Source organism: Sediminibacterium sp. TEGAF015 (genome assembly GCF_025997995.1).
GTDB lineage: Bacteria > Bacteroidota > Bacteroidia > Chitinophagales > Chitinophagaceae > Sediminibacterium.
On sequence record NZ_AP026683.1, the window covers coordinates 1,135,441 to 1,159,605 of the forward strand.

At 38.6% G+C, this 24,165-nt stretch carries 20 protein-coding genes; 8 read left to right on the forward strand and 12 right to left on the reverse strand.

Going from position 1 to position 24,165, the window contains the following annotated elements:
• Positions 1-20 precede the first annotated feature (20 nt).
• On the forward strand, positions 21-524 hold the full coding sequence (locus TEGAF0_RS05090; protein WP_264900595.1) for a hypothetical protein: 504 nt from the start codon (positions 21-23) through the stop codon (positions 522-524).
• A 27-nt stretch (positions 525-551) separates the two neighbouring features.
• On the opposite strand, the gene lipB is transcribed toward TEGAF0_RS05090, so the two are convergent.
• Positions 552-1,268 carry a lipoyl(octanoyl) transferase LipB gene (lipB, locus tag TEGAF0_RS05095; protein ID WP_264900597.1) on the reverse strand — a complete coding sequence of 239 codons (717 nt, stop codon included), beginning with the start codon at positions 1,266-1,268 and terminating at the stop codon, positions 552-554.
• Between the two features lie 28 nt (positions 1,269-1,296).
• On the opposite strand from lipB, the gene TEGAF0_RS05100 reads away from it, so the two are divergent.
• The 3 genes from TEGAF0_RS05100 (at position 1,297) to TEGAF0_RS05110 (ending at position 4,633) form a co-directional block, all read left to right on the forward strand.
• Positions 1,297-2,334, forward strand: a complete 1,038-nt coding sequence (locus TEGAF0_RS05100) for an RluA family pseudouridine synthase (RefSeq protein WP_264900599.1) — start codon at positions 1,297-1,299, stop codon at positions 2,332-2,334.
• A 117-nt stretch (positions 2,335-2,451) separates the two neighbouring features.
• Complete coding sequence (locus TEGAF0_RS05105; protein WP_264900601.1) at positions 2,452-4,122, forward strand: S8 family peptidase; 1,671 nt, start codon at positions 2,452-2,454, stop codon at positions 4,120-4,122.
• Position 4,123: 1 nt separating this feature from the next.
• A complete protein-coding gene (locus TEGAF0_RS05110) occupies positions 4,124-4,633 on the forward strand; it encodes a DinB family protein (protein ID WP_264900603.1) in 510 nt (169 codons plus the stop codon).
• A gap of 104 nt (positions 4,634-4,737) precedes the next feature.
• Here the strand turns inward: TEGAF0_RS05110 and TEGAF0_RS05115 are convergent, their stop codons facing one another.
• Positions 4,738-5,310, reverse strand: a complete 573-nt coding sequence (locus TEGAF0_RS05115; RefSeq protein WP_264900605.1) for a YceI family protein — start codon at positions 5,308-5,310, stop codon at positions 4,738-4,740.
• A 115-nt stretch (positions 5,311-5,425) separates the two neighbouring features.
• Between TEGAF0_RS05115 and sucC the strand changes: the two genes are divergently transcribed.
• Positions 5,426-6,637 carry an ADP-forming succinate--CoA ligase subunit beta gene (sucC, locus tag TEGAF0_RS05120; protein WP_264900607.1) on the forward strand — a complete coding sequence of 404 codons (1,212 nt, stop codon included), beginning with the start codon at positions 5,426-5,428 and terminating at the stop codon, positions 6,635-6,637.
• Between the two features lie 52 nt (positions 6,638-6,689).
• Here the strand turns inward: sucC and TEGAF0_RS05125 are convergent, their stop codons facing one another.
• Genes TEGAF0_RS05125 through TEGAF0_RS05135 form a run of 3 tightly spaced genes read right to left on the reverse strand, consistent with a single transcriptional unit; the run spans position 6,690 to position 8,127 of the window.
• Entirely contained in the window at positions 6,690-7,328 is a 639-nt protein-coding gene (locus tag TEGAF0_RS05125; protein ID WP_264900609.1) for a SprT-like domain-containing protein, read from the reverse strand.
• Positions 7,315-7,722, reverse strand: a complete 408-nt coding sequence (locus tag TEGAF0_RS05130) for a hypothetical protein (RefSeq protein WP_264900611.1) — start codon at positions 7,720-7,722, stop codon at positions 7,315-7,317. Before TEGAF0_RS05130 ends, TEGAF0_RS05125 begins: the two co-directional genes overlap by 14 nt.
• Before the next feature lie 9 nt (positions 7,723-7,731).
• On the reverse strand, positions 7,732-8,127 hold the full coding sequence (locus tag TEGAF0_RS05135; protein WP_264900613.1) for a hypothetical protein: 396 nt from the start codon (positions 8,125-8,127) through the stop codon (positions 7,732-7,734).
• A gap of 84 nt (positions 8,128-8,211) precedes the next feature.
• Between TEGAF0_RS05135 and porW the strand changes: the two genes are divergently transcribed.
• Both porW and TEGAF0_RS05145 read left to right on the forward strand, forming a co-directional pair.
• Positions 8,212-11,115, forward strand: a complete 2,904-nt coding sequence (porW, locus tag TEGAF0_RS05140) for a type IX secretion system periplasmic lipoprotein PorW/SprE (protein WP_264900615.1) — start codon at positions 8,212-8,214, stop codon at positions 11,113-11,115.
• Between the two features lie 27 nt (positions 11,116-11,142).
• A complete protein-coding gene (locus TEGAF0_RS05145) occupies positions 11,143-13,581 on the forward strand; it encodes a transglycosylase domain-containing protein (protein WP_264900617.1) in 2,439 nt (812 codons plus the stop codon).
• A gap of 37 nt (positions 13,582-13,618) precedes the next feature.
• Here the strand turns inward: TEGAF0_RS05145 and bshC are convergent, their stop codons facing one another.
• Positions 13,619-15,220, reverse strand: a complete 1,602-nt coding sequence (bshC, locus tag TEGAF0_RS05150; RefSeq protein ID WP_264900619.1) for a bacillithiol biosynthesis cysteine-adding enzyme BshC — start codon at positions 15,218-15,220, stop codon at positions 13,619-13,621.
• A 24-nt stretch (positions 15,221-15,244) separates the two neighbouring features.
• Complete coding sequence (locus tag TEGAF0_RS05155; protein WP_264900621.1) at positions 15,245-16,495, reverse strand: NAD(P)/FAD-dependent oxidoreductase; 1,251 nt, start codon at positions 16,493-16,495, stop codon at positions 15,245-15,247.
• Positions 16,496-16,526: 31 nt separating this feature from the next.
• On the opposite strand from TEGAF0_RS05155, the gene TEGAF0_RS05160 reads away from it, so the two are divergent.
• Positions 16,527-17,786, forward strand: coding sequence for a sterol desaturase family protein (locus TEGAF0_RS05160; RefSeq protein WP_264900622.1), 1,260 nt, complete (start codon positions 16,527-16,529; stop codon positions 17,784-17,786).
• Positions 17,787-17,788: 2 nt separating this feature from the next.
• Here TEGAF0_RS05160 and TEGAF0_RS05165 read toward each other — a convergent pair whose 3' ends face one another.
• The 5 genes from TEGAF0_RS05165 to TEGAF0_RS05185 all read right to left on the reverse strand — a co-directional run bounded on the left by TEGAF0_RS05165 (position 17,789) and on the right by TEGAF0_RS05185 (position 24,114).
• Positions 17,789-18,268 (reverse strand): cytidine deaminase, encoded by a 480-nt coding sequence (locus TEGAF0_RS05165; protein ID WP_264900624.1) that lies wholly within the window; start codon positions 18,266-18,268, stop codon positions 17,789-17,791.
• Positions 18,269-18,273: 5 nt separating this feature from the next.
• Positions 18,274-19,782: a signal peptidase I gene (lepB, locus tag TEGAF0_RS05170; protein WP_264900626.1), complete on the reverse strand. Its 1,509-nt coding sequence runs from the start codon at positions 19,780-19,782 to the stop codon at positions 18,274-18,276.
• 33 nt (positions 19,783-19,815) lie between these two features.
• Positions 19,816-20,967 carry a sigma-54-dependent transcriptional regulator gene (locus TEGAF0_RS05175; RefSeq protein ID WP_264900628.1) on the reverse strand — a complete coding sequence of 384 codons (1,152 nt, stop codon included), beginning with the start codon at positions 20,965-20,967 and terminating at the stop codon, positions 19,816-19,818.
• Positions 20,968-20,992: 25 nt separating this feature from the next.
• Complete coding sequence (locus TEGAF0_RS05180; protein WP_264900629.1) at positions 20,993-23,065, reverse strand: TonB-dependent receptor; 2,073 nt, start codon at positions 23,063-23,065, stop codon at positions 20,993-20,995.
• A 62-nt stretch (positions 23,066-23,127) separates the two neighbouring features.
• Entirely contained in the window at positions 23,128-24,114 is a 987-nt protein-coding gene (locus TEGAF0_RS05185; protein WP_264900630.1) for a pyruvate dehydrogenase complex E1 component subunit beta, read from the reverse strand.
• Positions 24,115-24,165: the final 51 nt, after the last annotated feature.

A 24,165-nucleotide genomic window follows, 5' to 3' on the forward strand; every position in this document is an offset into this window, starting at 1 on the left:
CATTTTATATTTGCTATCGTATGAAAGTCTTGTTTGTTTTATTCACCTTACTTTTCTGGGAACAAACAGCGTTGGCACAAAAAAAAGTCAGCTCAAAACGCAATTCCGGTTCCCAGACACAAAAGATTTTACTGGATAATAAACTCTATAAAGAACTGGGTCAAAAGGATTACCAGAAATTCAAAGACTCCATATTCAAATTCACAAAAGATAGTTTAAGCAGAATTAACAAAAACACAGTTGTGTACTTTATTGCTAAACCAGAAACCCTTGCTGAAACCTGGATACCGTCGCAGTTCGTATATACCAATCATTTAGGCAACCTGGTAATCAATTTGAACAATACCCAGCACAAAAGATACAGCCTTCTGATATACAGCGGTATGAAATTAATGTTGAATCTCACCAATATTCAAGAAGACAAAATCATTCTGGACAAAAGTAATTTTTACCATAGCGGATGGTACCAGTTTGAATTATACTGTGATGGCATTTTATTGGAAAAAAATAAATTCCTGCTATAATAGTAGCTATATTTAATACAAATAAACCTAAATCAACTTACAGTCGAACAAGGCCTCGAAATGTTTTTTTACACGGTATTTTACTTCCCCCATATCCACTACCCTACCTAGTTCCTGTGCAAGAGAAGTAACCTGTTTATTCTGAATACCACAAGGAACAATATGATTGAAATAACTTAAATCGGTATTCACATTAAACGCAAACCCGTGCATGGTAATCCATCTGCTGCATTTGATGCCCATGGCACATATTTTTCTTTCTTTCCCCTTTAAGTGCGCATCTAACCAAACACCGGTTTCGCCTACACTTCTCTCTCCTTTTAATCCATAATCGGCTAGTGTTTTTATAAATACCTCTTCTAGAGTTCTTAAATACCAGCCCAGGTCTGTTTTAAATCTTTCAAGATCTAAAATGGGATATCCTACCAACTGACCAGGTCCGTGAAATGTAATGTCTCCACCTCTATTGATATGAAAATATTCAATACCCTTCTTAATTCTATCTGATTCGGATATCAGAACATGTTCTTCCTTACCGTTTTTACCCAAAGTATAAACGGGGGGGTGTTCTACAAATAAGAGATGATGGATGGTAGGAATTTGGTCAGGCCTTGTGTTGGCAGCGTCCCCGAACTTAAAATTCATTTTAATATCGGCATTTGCTTTCAACAACTTCTCCTGGCTATCCCAGACATCTTTATAAGACTTTACCCCCAAATCTTCAAATAGGACTTCTTGCAGCATACCGCAAAAATAAAGCTAATTTTGCCCTATGCACGTAGATACCGAATTAATTTCAGAAGAACAGTCTGATGCATTATACGAACGAAAAGTCTTTGTAGTAGACAAAGGCCAGGAACCCTACAGAATTGACAAATGGGTGCAAATGCACATGGAAGGTGCCACTCGAAACAAAGTACAACAGGGCATTGAAGCTGGATTTTTAACTGTAAATGGCAAAACAGTCAAAAGCAATTACAAAATAAAACCAGGGGATGAAATTGTACTGATGAGTCTGGTGAATCCGGAACATACTGTTTTAAAAGAAGAACCCATCCCCTTGAATATTGTATACGAAGACGATGCATTAATGGTGATTAATAAGCCGGCTAATATGGTAGTTCACCCCGGTGTAGGTAATTTTAGTGGCACACTTTTAAATGGCGTAGCTTTTTATTTGCGCCAGCAAAATCCGAATCTAAATGAGGAAAGTTTACCCAGATTCGGCTTGGTTCATCGCATAGATAAAAATACAACCGGATTGATTGTATTGGCAAAGACAGGAGAAGCTGCTGCACATCTTGCCAAACAGTTTTTCAATCACACCGTTAGCAGAAAATATACGGCTTTGGTCTGGGGAAATGTAGAAGCAGAGGAAGGAACTATCAATGCACATATTGCCCGTCATAAACAACATAGAAAAATGTTTGACGCCTATCCCGAAGGAGAAACGGGCAAACATGCGATTACGCATTATAAAGTTTTGGAAAAATTCAATTATGTAACATTGGTAGAATGCCAGCTCGAAACTGGCAGAACACACCAGATTCGGGTACATATGAAGCATATTGGACACACACTGTTCAACGACTTTGAATATGGCGGAGATAAAATTTTAAAAGGAACTATTTATACAAAATACAAGCAGTTTGTAGACAACTGCTTCGAAATTTGTCCCAGATGCGCTTTACATGCCACCACACTGGGCTTTATTCATCCGGTAACTGGTAAGGAAATATTTTTTGAAACAGAGCTACCGCAGGATATGAAGCAGGTAATTGAGAAATGGAGGGCATACAGTAAGGTTTAACATTTTCTTAGCAGCTGGCTCATTGAACAATAGCTTAATGCATTGATAAATAAAAACGGAAGCTGAAAAAAATCCGTAGTATTACGCAAATTTGTACGAAGAGAAAATTGACATTACATGATTCGCGGAAATGTGCTTGCCATTCTAATAGGAATGGGTTTTACCTATTCTTCAATTGCTCAAACGGAGACTCCCAAAGGCTGGCATCTGATGGATTTAGAAACCAATCAGTTGCATGGAATCAGCTTAAAAAAAGCCTATGATTTATTGCAGCAAAAAAATAAAAAATCACAGACAGTAATTGTAGCTGTACTTGACTCTGGTGTTGACACTACACATGAAGACCTGAAAGAAATACTGTGGAAGAATCCCAAAGAGATTCCTGGCAATGGTATTGATGATGATAAAAACGGCTACATTGATGATGTATTTGGATGGAATTTTTTAGGGGGGAAAAATGGCAAAAGTCTTAAAAAGGCAGGTGACGAAAGAGCACGTGTATACCATAGATGGAAAGATCAGTTTTTGGGGAAGTCCATTGATACTTCGCAATTAGCCCCTCAGCAAAAACTGAATTACAAAATGTGGCTAAAAGCCGCTGGAGAATTGAATTTCAGTCAGGAAGAAATGACTGAACTAATGTTTATAGAAGTAACAGCAAAAGCACTGAGAAGACACGATAAGGTTTTAAGGCTGGAAATGGGGGTAGATGAATATAGCTGTGAAAAGTTGGAAAAATTTGAACCAATCACTAAATCCGGTAAAGACGCCAAACTGGGATTCTTAACAGTAATGAAAATGCTGCAAATGGATCCCGAAGAGAAAAATACACTTGCACTGAAAGAGCTGGATGAATATATTGAAGGAAAAAAAGCGGCTTTTGAATCCAGAGAAGTGGCGCCTCATAACTACAGAGCAGAAATTGTTGGCGATAATTATTTTGACTTCAATGATCGTTTTTACGGGAACAATGATGTGATGGGGCCAGGTCCTACACACGGGACACATGTATCTGGTATAATTGCGGCAAAAAGAAACAACAATATCGGAGTTGATGGAGTTGCAGACCAGGTTAAACTAATGACTTTGCGAATAGTCCCGGATGGTGACGAATACGATAAAGATGTTGCATTGGCAATCAGGTATGCAGTAGACAATGGCGCTAAAATCATCAACATGAGTTTTGGCAAATCCTTCTCTCCAGAAAAACCATGGGTCGACAGTGCTATCAGGTATGCAGAACAAAGAGATGTTTTACTTATTCATGCTTCCGGTAACGATGCAGAAAATATTGATTCCGTAGAAAACTTTCCTAACCCATGGCTGACTCCCTGGAAAACATTTGCGAAGAACTATATTACTGTAGGAGCCAGCAGCGACTTAAGCATAGGACCAAGTATAGCTGCAGATTTCAGTAGTTACGGAAAAACACAGGTAGATTTATTTGCACCCGGCGTTAAAATTTATTCAACCACACCCGGAGGAAATAACTATGGAAATTTAAAGGGTACTAGTATGGCAACACCAATTGTTACCGGTATTGCAGCAATTTTAAAGTCCTATTTTCCACAACTCACAGCTACCGAAATTAAAAGCATCATAGAACAATCTGTCATTAAACCAGACGCTTCCATTGCCTGCATTAAACCAGGATCAGAAATGGAAAAAGTTCCTTTTGAGTATTTGTCAAAAACAGGAGGTATTGCAAACGCATATAATGCTGTAAAAACAGCATTGGAATACAAACCTGTTATTGCTGTAAAAAACGCTAACGCTTCAAAAAAATAAAATGGCTAAACCTTTACCAGGAGATTATCCCTCCTACTTTAGCGGCTATATTCAGAAAGTAGAGCAGGATACTATTCCCGAATTGGTGAATACCCTGTCTCACCCTTTAACTTATTTCTTTTTGAATTTACCGGAAGAAAAAGCAACATACAGTTATGCAGCTGATAAATGGACTTTAAAAGACATGCTTCAGCACATTATTGATACGGAAAGAATTATGCAGTATCGTCTATTGCGGGTAGCAAGGAATGACAAGACTCCGTTACCAGGTTTCGACGAAAACCAATATGCAACCTCTGCTGATGCCAACAAAAGATCCTTTGTTGAACTAAAAGAAGAATTTAAATCTTTAAGAAAATCTACTGATTTATTGCTGAAATCATTAGATGAAACACAACTACAGCATATCGGAAATGCCAGCAATCATCCTGTAACGGCTAATGCAATTGCCTTTATTATTTTCGGACACCTGCTGCATCATAAACAAATTATCGAAGAAAGATATTTATAACTTTTCTAAGAACTATCAAGACAGTTACAAAAACAAAAACAAAAACCCGGATCAGACTGATCCGGGTTTTTCACATAATCTTTTACACGTGGGGGGAAATGCGTTTATTTAGTAGCAAATAAGTGTACCGCTACCTGTACATCTTTAGCAATATTTCCTATTCCGTAATTAATACCAAATAAAGTTCTGTCCATAGAGAAGAATGCTTCAGCAAACAATCCCTTTTCATCAGCACTTCTGATAGCAGCATTGAAACTAACTGGTAAACTTGCACCTTTTAAATTTAAAGTTCCGCTGATGGTTGCGTTGTTCTCATCAGCATAGGTTACATTGCTGATTTTGTAAGTAGCTTCACCGTACTTAGCTACATCAAAGAAATCACCAGTTTTTAAGTGACCTTCCAACTTTGCGCCTGCACCGTCAGTTACTTTTAAATTTGCCAAATCAATTACAAACTCACCGCCGGTTACTTTGCCATTATTCACCTGAACTGCTCCGCTCTTTACAGTAAAATATCCGGTATGAAAATCATTTTTCTTAGAGCCAACCCAGTCAACTCGGCTTTTACCAGCTTCCACTTTGTAAGTAACTACATCCATTGTTTTATTCACTGTAGTAAATGAATAAATACCCGCTAAAAAAGCTGTACCTAACAGCGCTAATGCAATTTTTTTCATGTTGATTTTGTTTAATGTTTCAAAATTAGTGAAATTTAATGTTACAACAACAAATTTTTTAAAAGGTTTAAAATCTGCATGTTGGATTATCTTATCTTCGCAAAAATTGTTCCATATGAATCTTCATGAGTACCAGGCAAAAGAATTACTCAAAAAATACCAAGTTCCCGTGCAGGAAGGTATTGCAGTAGATACGGTGATGGCCGCAGAGGAAGCTTACCGTCAAATTAAAACCCAGACCGGAAATAATTTCGCAGTAGTGAAAGCCCAGATTCATGCTGGTGGTCGCGGAAAAGGGAAAATTGTGGGAACCGAACAAAGAGGGGTTGCCGTAGCAAAAAGCGCTGAAGATGTAACCAATATCGCAAAAAATATTCTTGGAGGCACATTGGTTACCATCCAAACCGGCGAAGCGGGAAAAAAAGTAAATAAAATATTGGTTGCTCAGGACGTGTACTATCCTGGCCCGAATCCTGTAAAGGAATTCTACTTGTCTATTTTATTAGACCGTGCAAAAGGAATGAATGTAGTTATGTACAGTACAGAGGGTGGAATGGATATTGAAGAAGTGGCTCACAATACACCGGATAAGATTTTTAAAGAGTGGGTTCACCCTGGCGGTGGCTTGCAAGGTTTCCAGGCAAGAAAAATTGCTTTCAATCTTGGTTTAAGCGGAGAAGCCTTTAAAAGCTGTGTAAAGTTTGTGACCAACCTTTATAATGCATATGTTGGTCTGGATTGTGGCATGTTAGAAATTAACCCATTGTTTAAGACCAGCGATGAGAAAATCATTGCAGTTGACTGTAAAATGAACATTGATGACAACGCACTAATGCGTCATGCAGATGTTGCTGCCTTAAGAGATGTAACTGAAGAAGATCCAACTGAAGTTGAAGCTGGTCAGTACAACCTGAACTTTGTTAAACTAGACGGTAACGTAGGATGTATGGTAAATGGTGCAGGTTTAGCAATGGCAACCATGGATATGATTAAACTAAGTGGTGGTGAACCTGCTAACTTCCTGGATGTAGGTGGTACCGCTAATGCACAGACAGTTGAAGCTGGTTTCAGAATCATCATGAAAGATCCAAATGTAAAAGCGATCCTGATCAATATCTTTGGTGGCATCGTAAGATGTGATCGTGTGGCTGCAGGAGTGATTGAAGCCTATAATAAGTTGGGAAATATCAATATCCCAATTATTGTAAGATTGCAGGGAACCAATGCTGTTGAAGCTAAAAAATTAATTGATGAAAGCGGATTAAAAGTACAGTCTGCCATTCAGTTAAGCGAAGCTGCTGCACTAGTAAAACAGGCCGTAGCCTAATTAAATAAAATAATACCATCAAAGCCATGGAAGATTATCTTCTATGGCTTTTTTATTGTCCTTGCCTATTGATGATGGGCTTAATTTCAGTAATGGCACTTATCGTATATAACAGTCCTGTCTTTATTTCTGTGCAAACGAATCTTTTTCTTCGAAGATCCCCTTTCTTAAAAATTTTCCCGTTTGAAATCATAAAAACCGTACCAACAGGAACATCACAAAGCAAACAAACTCCTTCTGGAATATGAGGATTATACTTTCGAAGTACTTTTAGTAACTCCGTCTCTCCATTGGCTGTAGCTGCCGGAGAAATAATCGACTTTTCAAGGGCTTTTACAATATCATCCGGAAAAACTTTTAACTGCACAAAATGCACCAGCAACTGACTATACAGGCGCTTCCACTCCTTTCCGTGAGCAGGAACAGTGTTCTTAAACTGCTCAAAGGTTAAAAGATGGGCCAATTCATGAAGTAAAGTAATCAGGAACTCATACTTATTCAGATTCCCGTTAACACTAATCCGGTGGTTATTTCCACGAAAGGCATGACGGTAATCTCCTAGAACGGTTTTGCGGCTTCTTGCAACAGTTAAGTGTACTTTATACTGGTAAAGATATTGTACTACAAAATCAAAACTGCCTTCAGGCAAGAACTCAGCAAGGTCTTTCAGCGGATGTTCAGTTGCCGCCATCTTTATTATTCTGATTAATCTTCAAGGAAAGTTTTACTTCCATCCATGTGTACATGATGTACAATGCCATTCCTAAAAAGATAGCATTTACACTTTTATTTTCTCCGGCATTGTACAGATACACAATGGCGGCAGATCCCAACACAAACAGTTTTAGCACTACAGTACTCATGACTGCTCTAACCATAGCATGTGGATTGGTATTTTTAGATTGTTTTAATTGCTGCTGTAAACTAAACATACTGATTGCAAACAATAAAAGATTGGCCGAAGCCACTACCCAGGGATTAATTTCCTCTGCTTTGAAAAAAAAAGCAAGAAAAACACAAAGCAAATTAATCAACACAAATAAATAGACTATTGGGCGAAATGGCTTGAATAACAATTGAGACATAAAAATTAATTAATCATTTGATGCTTCTACTTTAGGGAGTTTTAACGGTAATGTATCCAGGGTTGTAGGCTTATCTCCCGCCAATACTTTTTTGATTCCTTCCAGGTATTGTTCCTTGTATTTGATTTCATTCTCCAGTGAATCTGTCCTGATTTTTAATAATTGCAAGGCAGTTCGGCTTTCCTTGGTTCCGTAACCTGGGATATAGTACTTTAAAGGCGAGAACGCAATCAGGGCAATGGTAAGGCCTATCAATAACACAAAAACGGTACTCAAACCAATGTAAACGCTTAATCTGGATAACCTGAATGCAATCATTTCCTCATAAGTATCATCATTCATGATTACCAGGCGATAGGTATTACGCAACCTTTTAAAAGTACTTCCTGTATTTATTTTATCCATACTGTAAAAACTGGGTTAAAGGTACGGATTGGTATGGTTTTATATGGGTATGCTAGAGAAATAACTGTATTTTTAAGGGATTTTATGCATAACTGGAAATTTAGACATAACTGGATCCTGACAGGTATTTTACTATTCAGTTGTTCACTTATTGGTGCGCAACCAAATACCTCAGTTGAAATTCCCAAACAAGAAAAATACCAGAACAGGGTATTAACTTCAGAAAAAACTGGCAATAAGAAATTTACAATACCCAAAAGGCTATATAATAATACCGTAAGCCATTACAATTATTATTTTAATGCCTCCAATAAATTAAATGATATTATCAGCAACGCTAAGTTGCAACACAAAGAAAATTACAGGGAACTATTGCCTTTTTACAATTATTCCCTGAATGAAACTTCTAAGGGTCAGATTGATAGCATTATATATAAATGCACAGCAGGCATTCTTTTACATGATCTTAGAAGTGATTGGGTAGATCAGTTTTATCTGTTATTGGGAAATGCCTATTTACATCGCAGAGACTTTGACTCTGCAACCTATGTTTTTAATTACATCAATTATGCTTTTGCTGCCAAAGAAGATGGATACGACCTTCCAATTGGAAGTAATGTAAGTAGCAAGAGTGGCGCATTCTCTATTAGTACAGATGAGAAACGTTCTTTCTGGAAGAAAATATCTTCACCTGCTCCTGCCAGAAACGAAAGTTTTCTTTTACAGGCCAGAAATTTTATTGAACAGGAAAAAATGGAAGAAGCTGAATCGCTTTTACAAATTCTGGCAGCAGATAAGTTCTTCCCTGAAAGACTAAAAACAGCATGGCATGAACAATATGCCTATTTACTTTATAAGGAAAGAAAATACGATAGTGCTGCTTTTCATTTAACAAAAGCACTATCCAATGCTACCAATAACCAGGAAACTGCCAGATGGGAATATTTAGCCGCACAGCTTTATAGTATGGCCAATAAAGACTCAATGGCTATTGTATGGTTCGAAAAAGCAATCAAACAAACCATTGATCCGTTTTTAGATGTGTATGCACGTTTAAATATTGCAGCATTATCTGCAGACGGAAAAAAAGACGCAGTTAATTATCATCTTAGCCAATTGCTTTCGATGGCAAAAAGAGAGAAGTATCAGGCATTCAGAGATCTGATATACTATGCTGCGGCAGAATTGGCAATGTCCCAGAAAAATTATCAACAGGCAAGTGGTTACCTCAACAAAAGCATCGCATTCAATGAAAAAAATGCCGAGCAAAAGGCAAGATCTTTTTACCTTTTATCTGAAGCACTTTATTTGCAAAAAAATTACATTGGAGCTTCTGCAGCAATGGACAGCGTGAACGCACAACTGCTCAGTGAAAAAGAAGTACTCAAATCGGGCAATATTAAAATTCCTTTACAAAAAATTGCAAAAGGTTTTTTAGCAGTGAACAGAGAAGATAGTTTGCAAAGAATTGCAGCCTTGCCTACAGCAGAAAGGGACGCATATATCAATAACTTATTAAAAAAACTGAGAAAAGAACGAGGAATAAAGGAAAGTGATGCAGAAGTCGGATTTGGGGGGAACATAATCGCTACTACTGATTTATTTGGCAATACAGGATCCGGAGGATTTTATTTCACCAATAATTCCTTAAAAACAAAAGGTCTTTCCGACTTTAAAGCAAAATGGGGCAACAGACCCAATATTGATAACTGGAGACGTCAGTCTGCTGTAGACAGAAACTTTAGTGTGGCGAGTATTGATACTGAAGAAAAAAACAATAAGAGCACAGCAGCGGCTGCACCTGTGCTAAGTTTTTCATCCCTGCAGGATAGCCTTCCGATAACACCAGAAAAACTATTGACCTCTAACAATATTGTAACAGCATCCTTATTAAAAAATGCAAACATTTTTCAGTACGAGCTGAATGATGCAGTAGCCGCAATTGAGACTTATGAACTATTGTCGAAAAGATTCTCTGAAAGTGCCGAATTAGAAGATGTATGGTTTCAATTACAAAATGCTTACAAAAAAACAAGTCAGATTGAAAAAGCAGACTCCGTAAAAAGATTGCTACAGTCTTTTTACCCTAACGGGAAGAATAATAAGGTTTTACTAAACCAGGGAAAAGAGAAAACGGATCCTGCAGTTGCCTTATACCAAGACATTTACAATCAGTTTATCAGTGGCGAATTTGAAAAAGCATTGCTTAAAAAGCAAAATGCAGACAAGCAACTAGGAAGCTCTTACTGGACTCCACAGTTACTTTATATAGAATCCCTTTACTATTTAAAAAAACAAGAAGATAGTATTGCAAAAAACAAACTGAATAATCTTGTCAGTATGTTTAAAGAACATCCTTTGGCAGAAAAAGCCAAAACATTTTTGGATGTAATCAGCAGAAGAAAAGAAATTGAAAACTATCTTTCCCAGCTTTCCATTGAAAGACCTATTGAAATTCCTGATAAAAAAATAGACCTGAATAGCACAAAGGCGGAGGAACTACCTGTTGCAATTAAAGAACCAGTAAAAGTTACCGTGCCAGCTGCAGTACCTGCAAATACTGCTATTAAAGCAGCCCCGGTAGAAAGAGCCATTGCTCCGGCAACTTACCAGTTTAATGCTTCGGATTCTCAATTCGTTGTTATAGCCATGTATAAGGTAGATCCGGTATTTGTTAGTGAAGCCCGAAATGCCTGGAATCGTTTTAACCAGGAGAGGTATTATAACCAAAAATTACCCATCAGCGTAATCAGGGTAAATGAATCCGAACAACTGTTAATCATGGGACCCTTCCCCAATGCCGCAGAAGCAAGTACTTATACGGATAAAAACAGGCCATTGGCAACCTCTAGAGTAACGCCCTGGCTGGAAGCGTCCAAATTTAGTTTTGCTATTATAAGCAGGTATAATCTGGATTTACTTTTAAAAAAGGGGGAAACAGACACTTACTGGCAAATGTTGCGAAATCTGTTCCCTGATAAATATTAATTTTACCCCTCAAATATTGATAGAGAAATGAGTAAACCGGTTCGTATATTCTGGCGTATATTTTTTGGAGGCTTTGCATTTGTAATCATATTACTGGCCATGCTAAATTTTGGCTGGATAGGAAGTATGCCTGACCTTGATGACATTGAAAACCCTTCAGCTTCTCTGGCCTCTCAGGTATATGCAGAAGACGGCACTTTAATGGGCAAATATTATATTGAAGACAGAATAAATGTTCAGTACAAAGACATCAGCAAACATATCATTGAAGCATTAATTGCTACAGAAGATGAGCGTTTTTATGACCATAGTGGTATTGATGCACGTTCTTTGGGAAGAGCCATTTTTTATCTAGGTAGTGAAGGCGGCGCTAGTACCATTACCATGCAAACGGCTAAAAACCTTTTCACAGAAAACTGGAGTACAAAAAATTTTATTTTAAGAGCCCTTCAAAAAATAAAGGAAGGCATTATAGCCATTAAACTGGAAAGAAACTTTACCAAAGAAGAAATCATTACCCTTTATTTAAATACTGTTGCATATAGTGATAATGTATATGGTATCAGAAATGCTTCTAAAACATTTTTTCAGAAAGAACCCGATCGAGTAAATGTAGAAGAAGCTGCCGTATTAATAGGTATGTTAAAAGGCGCAACCCTATATAATCCCAGACGCAATCCAAAATTATCATTGGACAGAAGAAATACCGTATTGAATCAGATGGTTAGAAATAACTATCTCGACCCTAACCAGGCAGAGATTTTAAAGAGACAACCCATAGAGCTCAACTATAAAAAACTGGATGAAACAACAGGCCTTGGCCCCTATTTCAGAATGATTCTGGGTGAAGAAATGAAAAAGTGGTGTAAGGAAAATACAAAGAACAATGGAGACCAGTACGACTTATACCGTGATGGATTAAAGATTTACACGACTATTAATCCTCGTATGCAATTGTATGCAGAAGAAGCGGTAGCCAAGCATATGAGCTACATGCAAAAGCTTTTCAACACACAGGAGAATATTCGTACAGGAAGCATCTGGAAAGGATTTGAGCCGATTCTCGAACAAGCCATCAAACAAACAGATCGTTGGAAAAATTTAAAGAAGGAAGGTTTAACAGATGAAGAAAACCTGCGTACCTTTCATGAAAAAGTACCCATGCGTGTTTTTGCATGGAACAACAACCGTGGAGTAGATACTGTTATGACTCCCTTCGACTCCATCAAATACCATAAACAAATGTTGCAGGCTGGTTTTATGGTAATGGACCCGCTTAACGGACAAATAAAGGCATGGGTGGGAGGAATTGATTTTAAAACGTTCAAATACGATCATGCCAATATCAATACCAAAAGACAGGTGGGCAGTACTATTAAGCCTCTTTTATACAGCTTGGCTATTGAAGAAGCAGGATTAAATCCAAACTCACCTGTGCAGGATGTTCAACAAAACTTTGGTCAATATGGATTGGTACCTGCTACTTCAAAAACCTGTACCGGAGCTACAATACCCATGGCCATTGCACTGGCTAAATCCAGAAACTGTGCTTCGGCTTATATTATGAAGCAATTGGACAATACGGCCAATAATGGTGCAAAAAGGTTTGTTGAGTTTTTGGAAAAATGTGAATTAAAAACCAAGATAGACCCTTATCCATCTATTGCATTGGGCGCCTGTGAAATCTCTTTGATTGAAATGATGCAGGCGTACAGCATGTTCCCCGGCAGAGGATTCAATGCTAAGCCTATGTACATAACCAGAATTGAAGATCGCAATGGCAATGTATTGGCCACTTTTACACCTCAGCGGAAAGAAGTCATCAACGATGTAACAGCTTATTCTGTAATTAAAATGATGCAGGGGGTATTAACCAATGGAACTGGCGCCGGAATCTGGGGTTATGGATTACCAGCGGGATTACAAATGGCTGGCAAAACAGGTACCACAAACAACAACAGTGACGCCTGGTTTATGGGATATACGCCACAGTATTTAGCAGGTGGATGGGTTGGTTGCGATGATCGTTTCATACGATTCAACAGCAAAAATGGGGAAGGTGGCAGAGCTGCAATGCCAATATGGGCTTACTTTTTTAATAAAGCATCGGCAGATCCTAACTGTGGAATTGACACAAAACTCAGTTTCGTTAAGCCAGAAGTAATGAGCAACGATATCATTATTGATTATATTAATGGAACCAATCAGATATTAGGTGGAGAAGGGGAAGACATGGGTGCTGGCACTTCAGAAGATTATGAAATTCCCAAAAACATAAAACCCGAAGAGTTAGGTGCAGAGTCTGATATCATTATTGAGAATAAAAAATCAGTTCCTTCTATTCCTACAAATACAGTCCCTAAACCTGGACCCGTTACGCCAAATAATAATACCCCAAAACCTGCGGCAGATAAACCTAAACTTGTTTTACCGCCTCCTGTTAAAAAGCCTGGTGGAAACAGATAATATTTTTTTGGAAATAGTTTACTTGAATCCAATCCATTTAGGATTGGATTTTTATTAATCCGAATGCTGGGCTTATATCACCTGATGCCTGATAAATCATATCAATAACATCACGGCCATATCGGGCATAAAAGGAAGCGATGTTTTCCTGTCTTTCCTGTAAACTGTTACCCGGAAACAAAGTGTTTTTAATTGTTTGTATCTGATATGCTGCTATTGAAAATTTTCTCTTCTCTGCCCGCTTCATTTTTTTCTCCAGCTCAACCAGTTTTTTTAATGATTGCAGAGACAATGCACTCACATGATCTTTCAGACTGGCATCAATCTGCGTTGCCATTGTACTCAACTGTTCGTAGTACGCCTTCAAAGTGTCTTTTTCTTTATCCAGATTCAGTTGATGTTGGGAATGTTTCTCCACATACTGACTTATCAACTGATGCTCCGGAAGAAATAAATCTGCGTCGGTAAGTTGCAAACTCAATTGCTTTTGTGTTAGCTTGGCTGAAGCAATAGAAAATGAATTTCTTAGCATAAGCAAAGGATATGCTACACCTGCTTTCTCAAAAACAGTTTTCAATTCCAGCCAATACGCCAGTTCTCCTCCCCCTCCCACAAAAATAATATTGGGTAAAATCGTTTCCTGAAAAGCGCCTCGCAAAATTACATTCGGACTAAACCGTTCAGGATGAGCATCTAGCTCCTGCATGATTTCTTGCTCTGTAAAACGCAACCCCATTGAGGATACCGCATACAAATCTCCTTCCTTTTCTATACGCTCTCTTTTATCATCTATCAGATAAAAAAGATTGATAGGTCTTCCTGCAGCCTGAACTTTGTAAAATTGACCTAGACTTTGAATGGTTGTATTTACTTCTTTATGGGAGAATTGCGCTGTCAGTTCTTTGGCCATTACCGGAACAAATAACTTTTTTAATACCGGATTATCAGGTATTAAAACAACTAAACCATAATGCCCGAATAAAGCATGCACCAGCGACAATGTAGCTTCCTGAATAGACTTTCCATTGGCATAACATTTACGCAGTAGCGCTACCCACTCATTTCCATTTGGCAAAACCCCTATCTGACCAGAAATAGATTCAATCAAAGCAAGCAACGGCTTGTCAACATTCATCCTACCTACTGCACCTGATTGTTTTGTTTCCCAACTCCATCGGGTATTATCAATGTTGACAAATCCTAGCTCGTCCAAATCTGCATCCTCGCTTCCCATATAAAAAACGGGTACAAAATTTTTATCAGGATATTTAGCTGATAGTTTTTCTGCTAACTTAATAACATGAATAATTTTGTAAATAAAATACAAAGGGCCGGTAAATAAGTTAGGCTGGTGAGCCGTGGTGATGGTATAAGTTGATGAATGGGATAGCAGCTCAATGTTTTTCAAGACAGCTTCCGCATTTTCCTGACCAGCATATTGCTGTTTCAGTGCCCCTGCAAGTACTTCCCGATTTACCGGATGTTTATCTCTAGAACGCATGGAGGAATCTACTCCTGCCCAATTAGGCTCATGCAAATAAAAAGATCTGATATTTTCATGTTGTTGAAGATAGTCTTCTACAATCTTTGAAAAATAACCGGTACTCTCAAATGGCAAATACGTCGTGCTACAATCCATATAGAGGGTAAAAATACAAATGTTTTAAGCAAATCGGTCAGGACTGAAGGGACTTATATCCATACTTGGGGAATTCCCATTAATAATTTCGCTAACGAGCTTTCCGGTGCCTGCACCCAAACTCAATCCAATCATGGAATGTCCGGTTGCAAGTGTTAGATTTATCCATCTGCGGGTTCTTCCGATATAAGGAAGACCGTCTGCTGAGCAAGGTCTGTAACCGTACCAGATTTGCTCTTCAGCTGGCATTTCTATTTTAAAATCGGTGTAAACAGATTGGACAGCAGAAAGAATTCCTTTTACACGATTCATTCTTGGTGGTGTATTGGTTGAAGTAATTTCCATTGTTCCACCAAATCTGATTTTATTGCCATCCATTGGCGTTAATGCTACTCTGCCTTCTACCAATACACTGGGATGATTAATGCTGTATGGCGAATTTTCCAGCGTAACTGAATAGCCTCTGCCGGGCATTAACAAAAGGTTCATATTCATCTTTTTCGCCAGCTCTCTACTCCAGGAACCGGAAGCCAGTACAACTTCATCAGTTGCATATGCTGCTTTTTCCGTTTTTACGCTGATGATTTTATTACCTGCTGTTTCAAAGTCTGTTACTGCTTCATTTTTAATCAGGCGGACTCCTTTTAAATGAAGCAGGTTTAACAGTTGTTGCATTAATTGATTGGGATATAAATGCGCATCACATTTGAAATACAAAGCGCCCAAAGCATCCAGCGGGGTATGTGATTCCAGTTCCTGCAACTGCTTACTATCCAGCATAACAGTATCCGTTAAACCCAGCGCCTGTGCTTTATTACAAAGTACTGCACATTTCTCTTTTCCTTTTTCTGTCTTGAATATTTCCAACAAACCTTTTTGCTCATACGCAAAAGAAAAATCAGGTAACCGATCCCATTGTTCATACCAGTACTTGCTAAGCAATGCAATATCCCTCAAAGGAGCAGCCGCTGCCTCCACTTGTTTTTCGTTGGCCATTTGCATAAACTTCCAGCCCCATTGAATCAGTGACCAATCTGCTCTTGGCTGCACATAAAATGGACTCTCCGGATTCCACATCCATTTTAAACCTTGCTGAACAATACCCGGTGTAGCCAGTGGCACAAAATGGCTGGGACATACATATCCTGCATTACCATAAGAACAATTATTCTGCATATCTGTCCGGTCAATAACGGTGACTTCATGACCCGCTTCACTTAAAAACCATGCACTGCTCAATCCAATAATTCCACCTCCGATTATCGCTACTTTCATTTAACTTGAGTATAATTTTGAGACAATTATTATGGAAACTTACGGAAAAATATTGCTCATTGCTATGCCAGCATTTTTAGTGTTAATTCTATTGGAAAAATGGTGGGGAATTCATAAAGGGAATGACACCATCCGCACTATGGATATGGTATCAAGTTTAACTTCAGGCATCACCAATTCTACTAAAGACGTACTTGGATTAAGCATTGCAGTACTTAGCTATAATTGGATGGTTTCCCATTGGGCCATTATTCATATTGAATCGTCGGTATGGCTCTATATCATCGCTTTTTTTGCGCTGGATTTAACAGGTTACCTAGTGCATAGAATAGATCATGAGTTCAACTTTTTCTGGAATGCTCATATCATTCATCATAGCAGCGAAGACTTTAATCTGGCTTGTGCACTACGGCAAAGTATTTCAACATTTGTAAGATTGTTCACCATCTTTCTTTTACCTGCAGCATTATTAGGAGTACCCACACAGATAATTGCAGTGGTTGCCCCCTTGCATTTATTTGCTCAGTTCTGGTACCATACGCAACATATTGACCGCATGGGCTGGCTGGAAAAAATAATTGTAACGCCCTCTCATCACAGGGTACATCATGCCATTAATCCGGAATACCTGGATAAAAACTATGGACAGATTTTTATTTTCTGGGACAAATGGTTTGGCACATTTCAGGAAGAGTTACCGAATGTTAAACCTGTATACGGCATTACCCGACCAGTTAGAACATGGAACCCAATCAAGATCAATTTTATGCACTTATGGTTGCTCATAAAAGATGCCTGGCATGCACGTAACTGGTCTGATAAATTAAAAATCTGGTTTATGCCAACCGGATGGAGACCTGCTGATGTTGCCGATAAATATCCGATATATAAAATTGAAGACCCTTATCATTTTGAAAAATACGATACCAGTGCTGGTAAATCCTTTACCATTTGGGTATGGGCGCAATTGGCTATCCTGTTGTTAATAATCAGCTATTTATTTGGAAACCTTGCCCAAATTGGCAGTCCCGGCATTTTTTATTACGGGTTGTTCATCTATGTTTTCGTGTATGCATTTACCGAATTGATGGATGGTAATCCCTATGCATGGGCCTGGGAGTTACTGAAATTTTTAATTGGGGGATGGTTAATATGGAATACCAATGGCTGGTTCGGCATTGAGCAACTTCACCCTGTATTGCCCTATATTATTGGTTTTTATTTTACAGTTTCTTTGCTTCTCAGCATTTACTTCAGGAAAGATAGTCACCGGGTTCCGGTTACAGCATAATGCTATTGCATATCATTGGCGGTAAAACTCAGGGGCAACAAAGATGAAGCGTCTTCAATTACATAAATAGCCCCTTCCTGACCACTTAAAATCAACCGTATGGGTTGTTGTTGACGCAAAGTTTGCTCCAGTAAACTTTGTCTGCAAATACCACATGGGCTAACAGGATTATTGCTTTTCCCATTTTCGTTATAATAGCTAATGGCAATTGTTTTGATTGCTTTATTTCTGTGAAAGGAAGAAATGGCGGATAATAATACGCGCTCGGCACAAATACCTACAGGATAACTGGCATTCTCCTGATTGGTTCCTTCAACCCTGCTGCCATCATCCAAAACTGCAATAGCCCCCACATTAAAATGAGAGTATGGCGCATAAGCATGAGCAGTGAGTGCCCTGGCCTGAAGTAAGAGGGATGCGTCTTCCGAAGAAAGGGCAGCTGCATTTTCAAAAACCTGATACTGAAATGGTATTTCTTTCATGAAAGCTATTCAATGACTTTAAAAATCCTGTTCCATCTGGGCCCTTTGTTCCAACTGAACCAAATGAGAGAAGCTTTGCCAACAATATGGGTTTCGGGTACAAACCCCCAGAAACGGCTATCCTGACTTCTATGTCTGTTGTCCCCCATCATCCAGTAATAATTGTACTTAGGAATATATTGATTGGTTGCCCGTCCATTAATAATGAATTGGCCGTTTTTCTCTTCCAGTGTATTCTGTTCGTATACAGTAATTAATCTGCGATACAAGGCAATATTATTGGGAGACAAAACGATGGCTTTCCCCTTTTGCGGGATGGTTAATGGACCATAATTGTCAAGCGTCCACGGAAAATTGGCTTCGTCATTTGGGAAAAACAGACCAACATTGGTGTCTACGTATTTTATAACTGAAACCACTCCCGGATATTTTTTTACTTTTTCTGCTTCAGTTGCAGTCATATTGAATATATAGGTTTTACTATCCGGACCCGGAGAAAAATTTCCATTGTTGTTCTCCAGATCAATCCCAATTTCGTCTTGAAGAAATTCATCAGAAAACCCAGCGCCGGAAGTTGTTACAATATAATCGGTTTGAGCTCCTTCAGGATTATCTGCTGGCTTCCCGTTAACAAATAAATCTGCATTTTTGATTTCCAATATATCTCCGGGCATCGCTACACATCTTTTAATATAGTTGTCGGTTTTGTCCATTGGATGAACCAGAATGGGATATTCCGCCAACAATGCCTCTCTATTGCCTTTAAACTGACTACTTCTTAATACTTCATAATACGTAACCTTACTTCCGAATTCAGGCAAGTTGATGATGGTGTCTCCCGCAGGGAAATTAAACACAACCGCATCATTTCTTTTAATGGCGCTGGTTGCCGGCAAACGCTTGTATGGAAGCTGTACTTCCTTAATATAAGAAGGTGTTGTAAGACTGAAAGGCATGATATTATGAACAAAGGGAAAGGATAACGGTGTTTGCGGAATTCTTGGACCGTAACTCATTTTGCTCACAAACAGAAAGTCGTTCACCAATAAACTCTTTTCCATACTCTCTGTTGGAATTACATATGCTTCAAAAACAAAGGTTCGGATAATGGTAGCAGCCACTACCGCAAACACTCCGGCATCAATCCACTCCCTAGATGCTGGCTTGTGATAATGTTGTAAAGCAGCTGGTCCATACCATTTTTCTTTTTCTGAAAATCCCAGATAGGGAAAATAGATAAATGGGAAAAATACAACTGCCGCATGTGCAGGCACTGATACTCTTTTAAAGTTCATCACAAAAATGATGGTAATCCAAATGGTAATAAACTGACCTGCTATTGGAATTAATTGTAACCAAAACCAGAATCGCTTAATATGGGCAACTCGTACTATTTCCCAAGTGTTGTAGAATGGAACAAGTGCTTTCCAGGGTGTAATTCCTGCTTTTTTGAACATACCGTACATTCCTGCATGCCATCCAATCAATCCAACTAAAAAAATCGCAATACCCATATAGTGTTTTTATTATAAACAAATGTATCCAATTCAAATATAACTTTTAACATCGGTTGCCTGTATCTCTTTACCGGACAAAATAATTAACCTTTCCACTACATTTCGCAATTCACGTATATTACCAGTCCAGTTATGCTTTTTAAGCAAGTCAAGGGCTCCGGAAGCAATTACTTTGGGAGCCTGTCCGTACTCACTCGCAATTTCTTCTAAAAAATGCTGTACCAATAAAGGAATATCATCTCTTCTTTCATTCAAAGAAGGTACATGAATTAAAATAACACCAAGACGGTGATATAAATCGAGTCTGAAGTTTTTGGCTTCTACTTCTTTCATTAAATCTTTGTTGGTTGCAGCCACTACCCTTACGTCCACCGAAATTTCTTTATCTCCTCCCACTCTGGTAATTTTACCTTCCTGCAAAGCACGCAGCACTTTTGCCTGTGCGCTTAAACTCATATCGCCTATTTCATCTAGAAACAAAGTGCCACCGTGCGCCTGCTCAAATTTGCCGATGCGTTGTTTCACTGCAGATGTAAAAGATCCTTTTTCATGACCGAACAATTCGCTTTCAATCAATTCTGATGGAATGGCAGCACAGTTTACTTCTACCAATGGCCCCTGAGAACGGTTACTCTTCTCATGCAGCCATTTGGCAACTAGTTCCTTGCCACTTCCGTTTTCTCCGGTTACCAATACCCTTGCATCCGTTGCTGCTACTTTATCAATAGTGTCCTTAATTTTGATAACAGGAGCAGAAATCCCTATAATTTCCTGAATACGAGAAACTTTTTTACGCAACACTTTTGTCTCTTTTACCAGGGAGTTTTTATCCATGGCATTGCGAATGGTAATTAGTAAACGGTTCAGATCCGGAGGCTTGGAAATAAAATCAAAAGCCCCCTTTTTAACTGCATCAACGGCAGTTTCAATATTCCCATGCCCACTAATCATAATCACAGGAACATCAGGATTGATCTCTTTTGCTTTTTGCAGAAACTCAATCCCGTCTATTTTCGGCATTTTAATATCACACAAAACCAGATCAAAACTGCCGGCTGAAAACTGAGTTAATCCAGCTTCTCCATCACTTGCTTCAGCTGTTGTATACCCTTCGTTATTCAAAATATCTTTCAGCACATTTCGGATTGCTCTTTCATCATCTATAATTAAAATAGAAGCCATATTATTGGTTTATTTACGAAGTTAATCATTGAAAACTGATTCTGCATCCGGCATAAAAGTTACGTCCAGCTGCAGTATTAAAATACCGATTCCCCAAGGCATTAATATCATTCCCCAGACTATATACCTGATTCAGTAAATTGTCAATACCTGCAAAAATTTGGATACCTGTATTCCTTTTCTGAAATTGTTGACTAATCTTAATCTGCACCAACTGATAGGGATCTGCGTAAACAGTAGCGGCATCATTTAAAGAAATTTTTCCTGTGAAATTGGCATTTCCCTGAAAAGACAATCCTGATTTTGTTTTTACATCAATTCCTGTTACCCAAATGCTTGCAGGCACTCCAGTTAAGGGATTATTATTTAGTTGCAATGAGCCTTGCTGAAAGTTGCTGAAGCGATAAGGCTGATAACTGTATGAACCCATGAATTCCAGATTGAAAGAATTTCCCTTTAGCATCCGAAAAGGAAGATACCTAAGATGTAATTCTGCACCGTTTTGTTTGGTTGAACCTGCATTTACAAAATACTCATTCCCTCCTGCATCTGCTCTTCGCACAATGGCATCCTTTAGGTTAAAGCGATAATAGGATACATCAAAAACAATCTTATCATCATACAGAGAACCTTTCATTCCACCTTCCCAATTCCAGCCTTGTTCGGCATTCAGTAAAGGATAAAACTGGCCGTCAGATGGTCTGATTTCTGCAAGTGTTGGGGCAGAAAATCCTCTTGACACTACCCCATAAATATTTAGTTGAGGTAGTAATGCATAGTTAAAGGAAAATCGTGGACTTACAGGTGATGCTATTTTTCTGTAATTAAATGGAGCGACTGGTCTTAGCATCGACTTAAAAAGGAAGTCCTGCTGACTGATACTTATTCCTCCTTGCATTATCAGCCTCTGTAAAGGCTTCCATTTTATCTGCGTAAAAATAAAACCCTGTTGACTGTATATTTTGTCATCTGCAAAAAGATTGGCTGGAACCCCTTTGTTATTTGCATAGTTTTTAATGCCTGCCTCATTGGCCATATACTCAACACCTGTTACCCATTGGAAAATTTCAGGATTTCCCGAAGGGGTTACTACCCACTGCAGGCCCGTCATCAGATTTATTTCTCTCCTTTTTTCATAATTGGTAATAAAAGGATTTTCAAAATCTGTTTTTGAATACCCAATAAATGTATTTACGGAATGGAATTGATTAATCTGAAATTGATCTTGTAAACCAATCCACACTGTTTTATTGCGAATAGAAGCATTCTGCTCAATAGCTCCCGGCAAAGTGGGAGTAGCCTGTCTTGACAATCTGGGATTGATTAACACCTGCGCAGCGGTAATGCCACCGGGGGTCTGATAAAACAAATCCGTGTACAATAAGCCAGTTTTAATTTGATGTTTTTTTATTTGAATTGTATTCTGCCAGAAGATTCCTGACCGGTTTAGTGCAGAATGATCTCTGTAGCCTCCCTGCACCAACCTATGTAAATGCAGAGAAGAACTCCATTTTTTGCTATTGTATTGCTGGGCAATCTGTTGCTGGTTGTATCCAAGTGAGCCAGCTGCCATATCAATGCGGGTTTTATATGCTGGCTTATCAACAAAGGCAGCGCTTTGTTTCAACAGCAAAACACCTCCTGTTCCGGAACCATACATACTAGAGGCTGGCCCCTTTGCAACTTCCATCTGATCTATCTGCGTAAGGTCAATTAGGTTTAAATAGGTATTTCCTGTAGCATCTGAAAAGGGCAGCTGATTCCAGTACACTTTAATATTTCTTATCCCAAATGGAGAACGCAACAAACTGCCCCTGATTGATAAACGATAGCTCCCGGGTGACCGTTCTTCCATTCTTACTCCAGGTACCCGATTCAATGCTGGTAATACAGATGCTGCAGAAAAAGCCTGAATATCTTTTTGTACAATGACAGCAACAGCTGCAGGGGTTTCTTTCCATTTAACCCTGCTGTTGAATACGGAAACAATCACCTCTTTCAACGGCTTATCCGATGCAAGGGAAGAGTCCTGTGCCAGAGAGAACTGACAATAGAAAAAAAGAAAACCTGCTACAATTGTTTTATTTAACATCATCATACAGACAGCTACCAAACAATAAAGCCCGATATTAATCGGGCTCTATCTATGCTTATGTTTTTTTATTTCTTCATATACATTACTTCTTTTACCAGTTTAACCGTTCTGGTTACATCTGGCACAGCCAATGCAGTTAAATTAGGCGCATAGTGCATTGGAGCATCCGCACTGGTAATTCTTCTGATAGGTGCATCAAGATAATCAAATCCTTCTTTTTGAATTCGGTAACTTATTTCTGAAGATACGGAAGCAAATGGCCATTGCTCTTCTACTATTACCAATCTATTGGTCTTTTTTACGCTTTCCAAAATAGTCATCCAATCTAAAGGCCTAATGGTTCTTAAATCAATTACTTCAGCACTAATGCCTTCTTTTGCCAGCTCATCTGCAGCACCCAATGCCACTTTCATCATCTTGTTGAAGGATACGATAGTTACGTCTGTACCTTGTCTTTTCACATCTGCTTTTCCCAATGGAATATAATATTCTTCATCAGGCACTTCAGATTTATCACCATACATTACTTCACTTTCCATGAACATCACAGGATCTTCTTCAAATCGGATTGCCTGCTTTAGTAAGCCCTTTGCATCATACCCATTAGAAGGCGATACTACTTTTAATCCTGGGATATTTGCATAATAACTTTCAAATGCAGTTGAGTGTTGTGCACCCAACTGACCTGCGCTACCATTAGGTCCTCTGAAAACAATGGGGCATCCAATTTGCCCGCCACTCATTGCCAACATTTTAGATGCAGTATTCAAAATCTGGTCCATTGCCAATACTGCAAAGTTCCAAGTCATAAATTCAACAATGGGTCTCAAACCATTTTGTGCAGCACCCACACCAACAGCTGCAAATCCAAGCTCAGCAATAGGGGTATCAATTACACGCTTATCACCGAATTCAGCCAGCATACCCTGACTTACTTTATATGCCCCGTTATATTGTGCTACTTCTTCACCCATTAAGAATACTCTCTCATCTCTTCTCATTTCTTCACTCATCGCTTCTCGCAGGGCTTCTCTAAATGCTATTGAACGCATAGTTGGTTTATTTTAAAATGTGCACAAAAATAGAATTTAAACCTATACAAA

Excerpts from the sequence above, each read along its gene's own strand:
- lepB (WP_264900626.1), bottom strand. The coding sequence starts at position 19,782 with ATGGGTATTGCGATTTTTTTAGTTGGATTGATTGGATGGCATGCAGGA.
- TEGAF0_RS05110 (WP_264900603.1), top strand. The coding sequence starts at position 4,124 with ATGGCTAAACCTTTACCAGGAGATTATCCCTCCTACTTTAGCGGCTAT.
- TEGAF0_RS05090 (WP_264900595.1), top strand. The coding sequence starts at position 21 with ATGAAAGTCTTGTTTGTTTTATTCACCTTACTTTTCTGGGAACAAACA.
- TEGAF0_RS05130 (WP_264900611.1), bottom strand. The coding sequence starts at position 7,722 with ATGTCTCAATTGTTATTCAAGCCATTTCGCCCAATAGTCTATTTATTT.
- TEGAF0_RS05145 (WP_264900617.1), top strand. The coding sequence starts at position 11,143 with ATGAGTAAACCGGTTCGTATATTCTGGCGTATATTTTTTGGAGGCTTT.
- TEGAF0_RS05185 (WP_264900630.1), bottom strand. The coding sequence starts at position 24,114 with ATGCGTTCAATAGCATTTAGAGAAGCCCTGCGAGAAGCGATGAGTGAA.
- TEGAF0_RS05115 (WP_264900605.1), bottom strand. The coding sequence starts at position 5,310 with ATGAAAAAAATTGCATTAGCGCTGTTAGGTACAGCTTTTTTAGCGGGT.
- TEGAF0_RS05125 (WP_264900609.1), bottom strand. The coding sequence starts at position 7,328 with ATGGCGGCAACTGAACATCCGCTGAAAGACCTTGCTGAGTTCTTGCCT.
- lipB (WP_264900597.1), bottom strand. The coding sequence starts at position 1,268 with ATGCTGCAAGAAGTCCTATTTGAAGATTTGGGGGTAAAGTCTTATAAA.
- bshC (WP_264900619.1), bottom strand. The coding sequence starts at position 15,220 with ATGGATTGTAGCACGACGTATTTGCCATTTGAGAGTACCGGTTATTTT.
- TEGAF0_RS05105 (WP_264900601.1), top strand. The coding sequence starts at position 2,452 with ATGATTCGCGGAAATGTGCTTGCCATTCTAATAGGAATGGGTTTTACC.
- TEGAF0_RS05155 (WP_264900621.1), bottom strand. The coding sequence starts at position 16,495 with ATGAAAGTAGCGATAATCGGAGGTGGAATTATTGGATTGAGCAGTGCA.
- porW (WP_264900615.1), top strand. The coding sequence starts at position 8,212 with ATGCATAACTGGAAATTTAGACATAACTGGATCCTGACAGGTATTTTA.
- TEGAF0_RS05135 (WP_264900613.1), bottom strand. The coding sequence starts at position 8,127 with ATGGATAAAATAAATACAGGAAGTACTTTTAAAAGGTTGCGTAATACC.
- TEGAF0_RS05175 (WP_264900628.1), bottom strand. The coding sequence starts at position 20,967 with ATGGCTTCTATTTTAATTATAGATGATGAAAGAGCAATCCGAAATGTG.
- TEGAF0_RS05160 (WP_264900622.1), top strand. The coding sequence starts at position 16,527 with ATGGAAACTTACGGAAAAATATTGCTCATTGCTATGCCAGCATTTTTA.
- sucC (WP_264900607.1), top strand. The coding sequence starts at position 5,426 with ATGAATCTTCATGAGTACCAGGCAAAAGAATTACTCAAAAAATACCAA.
- TEGAF0_RS05180 (WP_264900629.1), bottom strand. The coding sequence starts at position 23,065 with ATGATGATGTTAAATAAAACAATTGTAGCAGGTTTTCTTTTTTTCTAT.
- TEGAF0_RS05165 (WP_264900624.1), bottom strand. The coding sequence starts at position 18,268 with ATGAAAGAAATACCATTTCAGTATCAGGTTTTTGAAAATGCAGCTGCC.
- TEGAF0_RS05100 (WP_264900599.1), top strand. The coding sequence starts at position 1,297 with ATGCACGTAGATACCGAATTAATTTCAGAAGAACAGTCTGATGCATTA.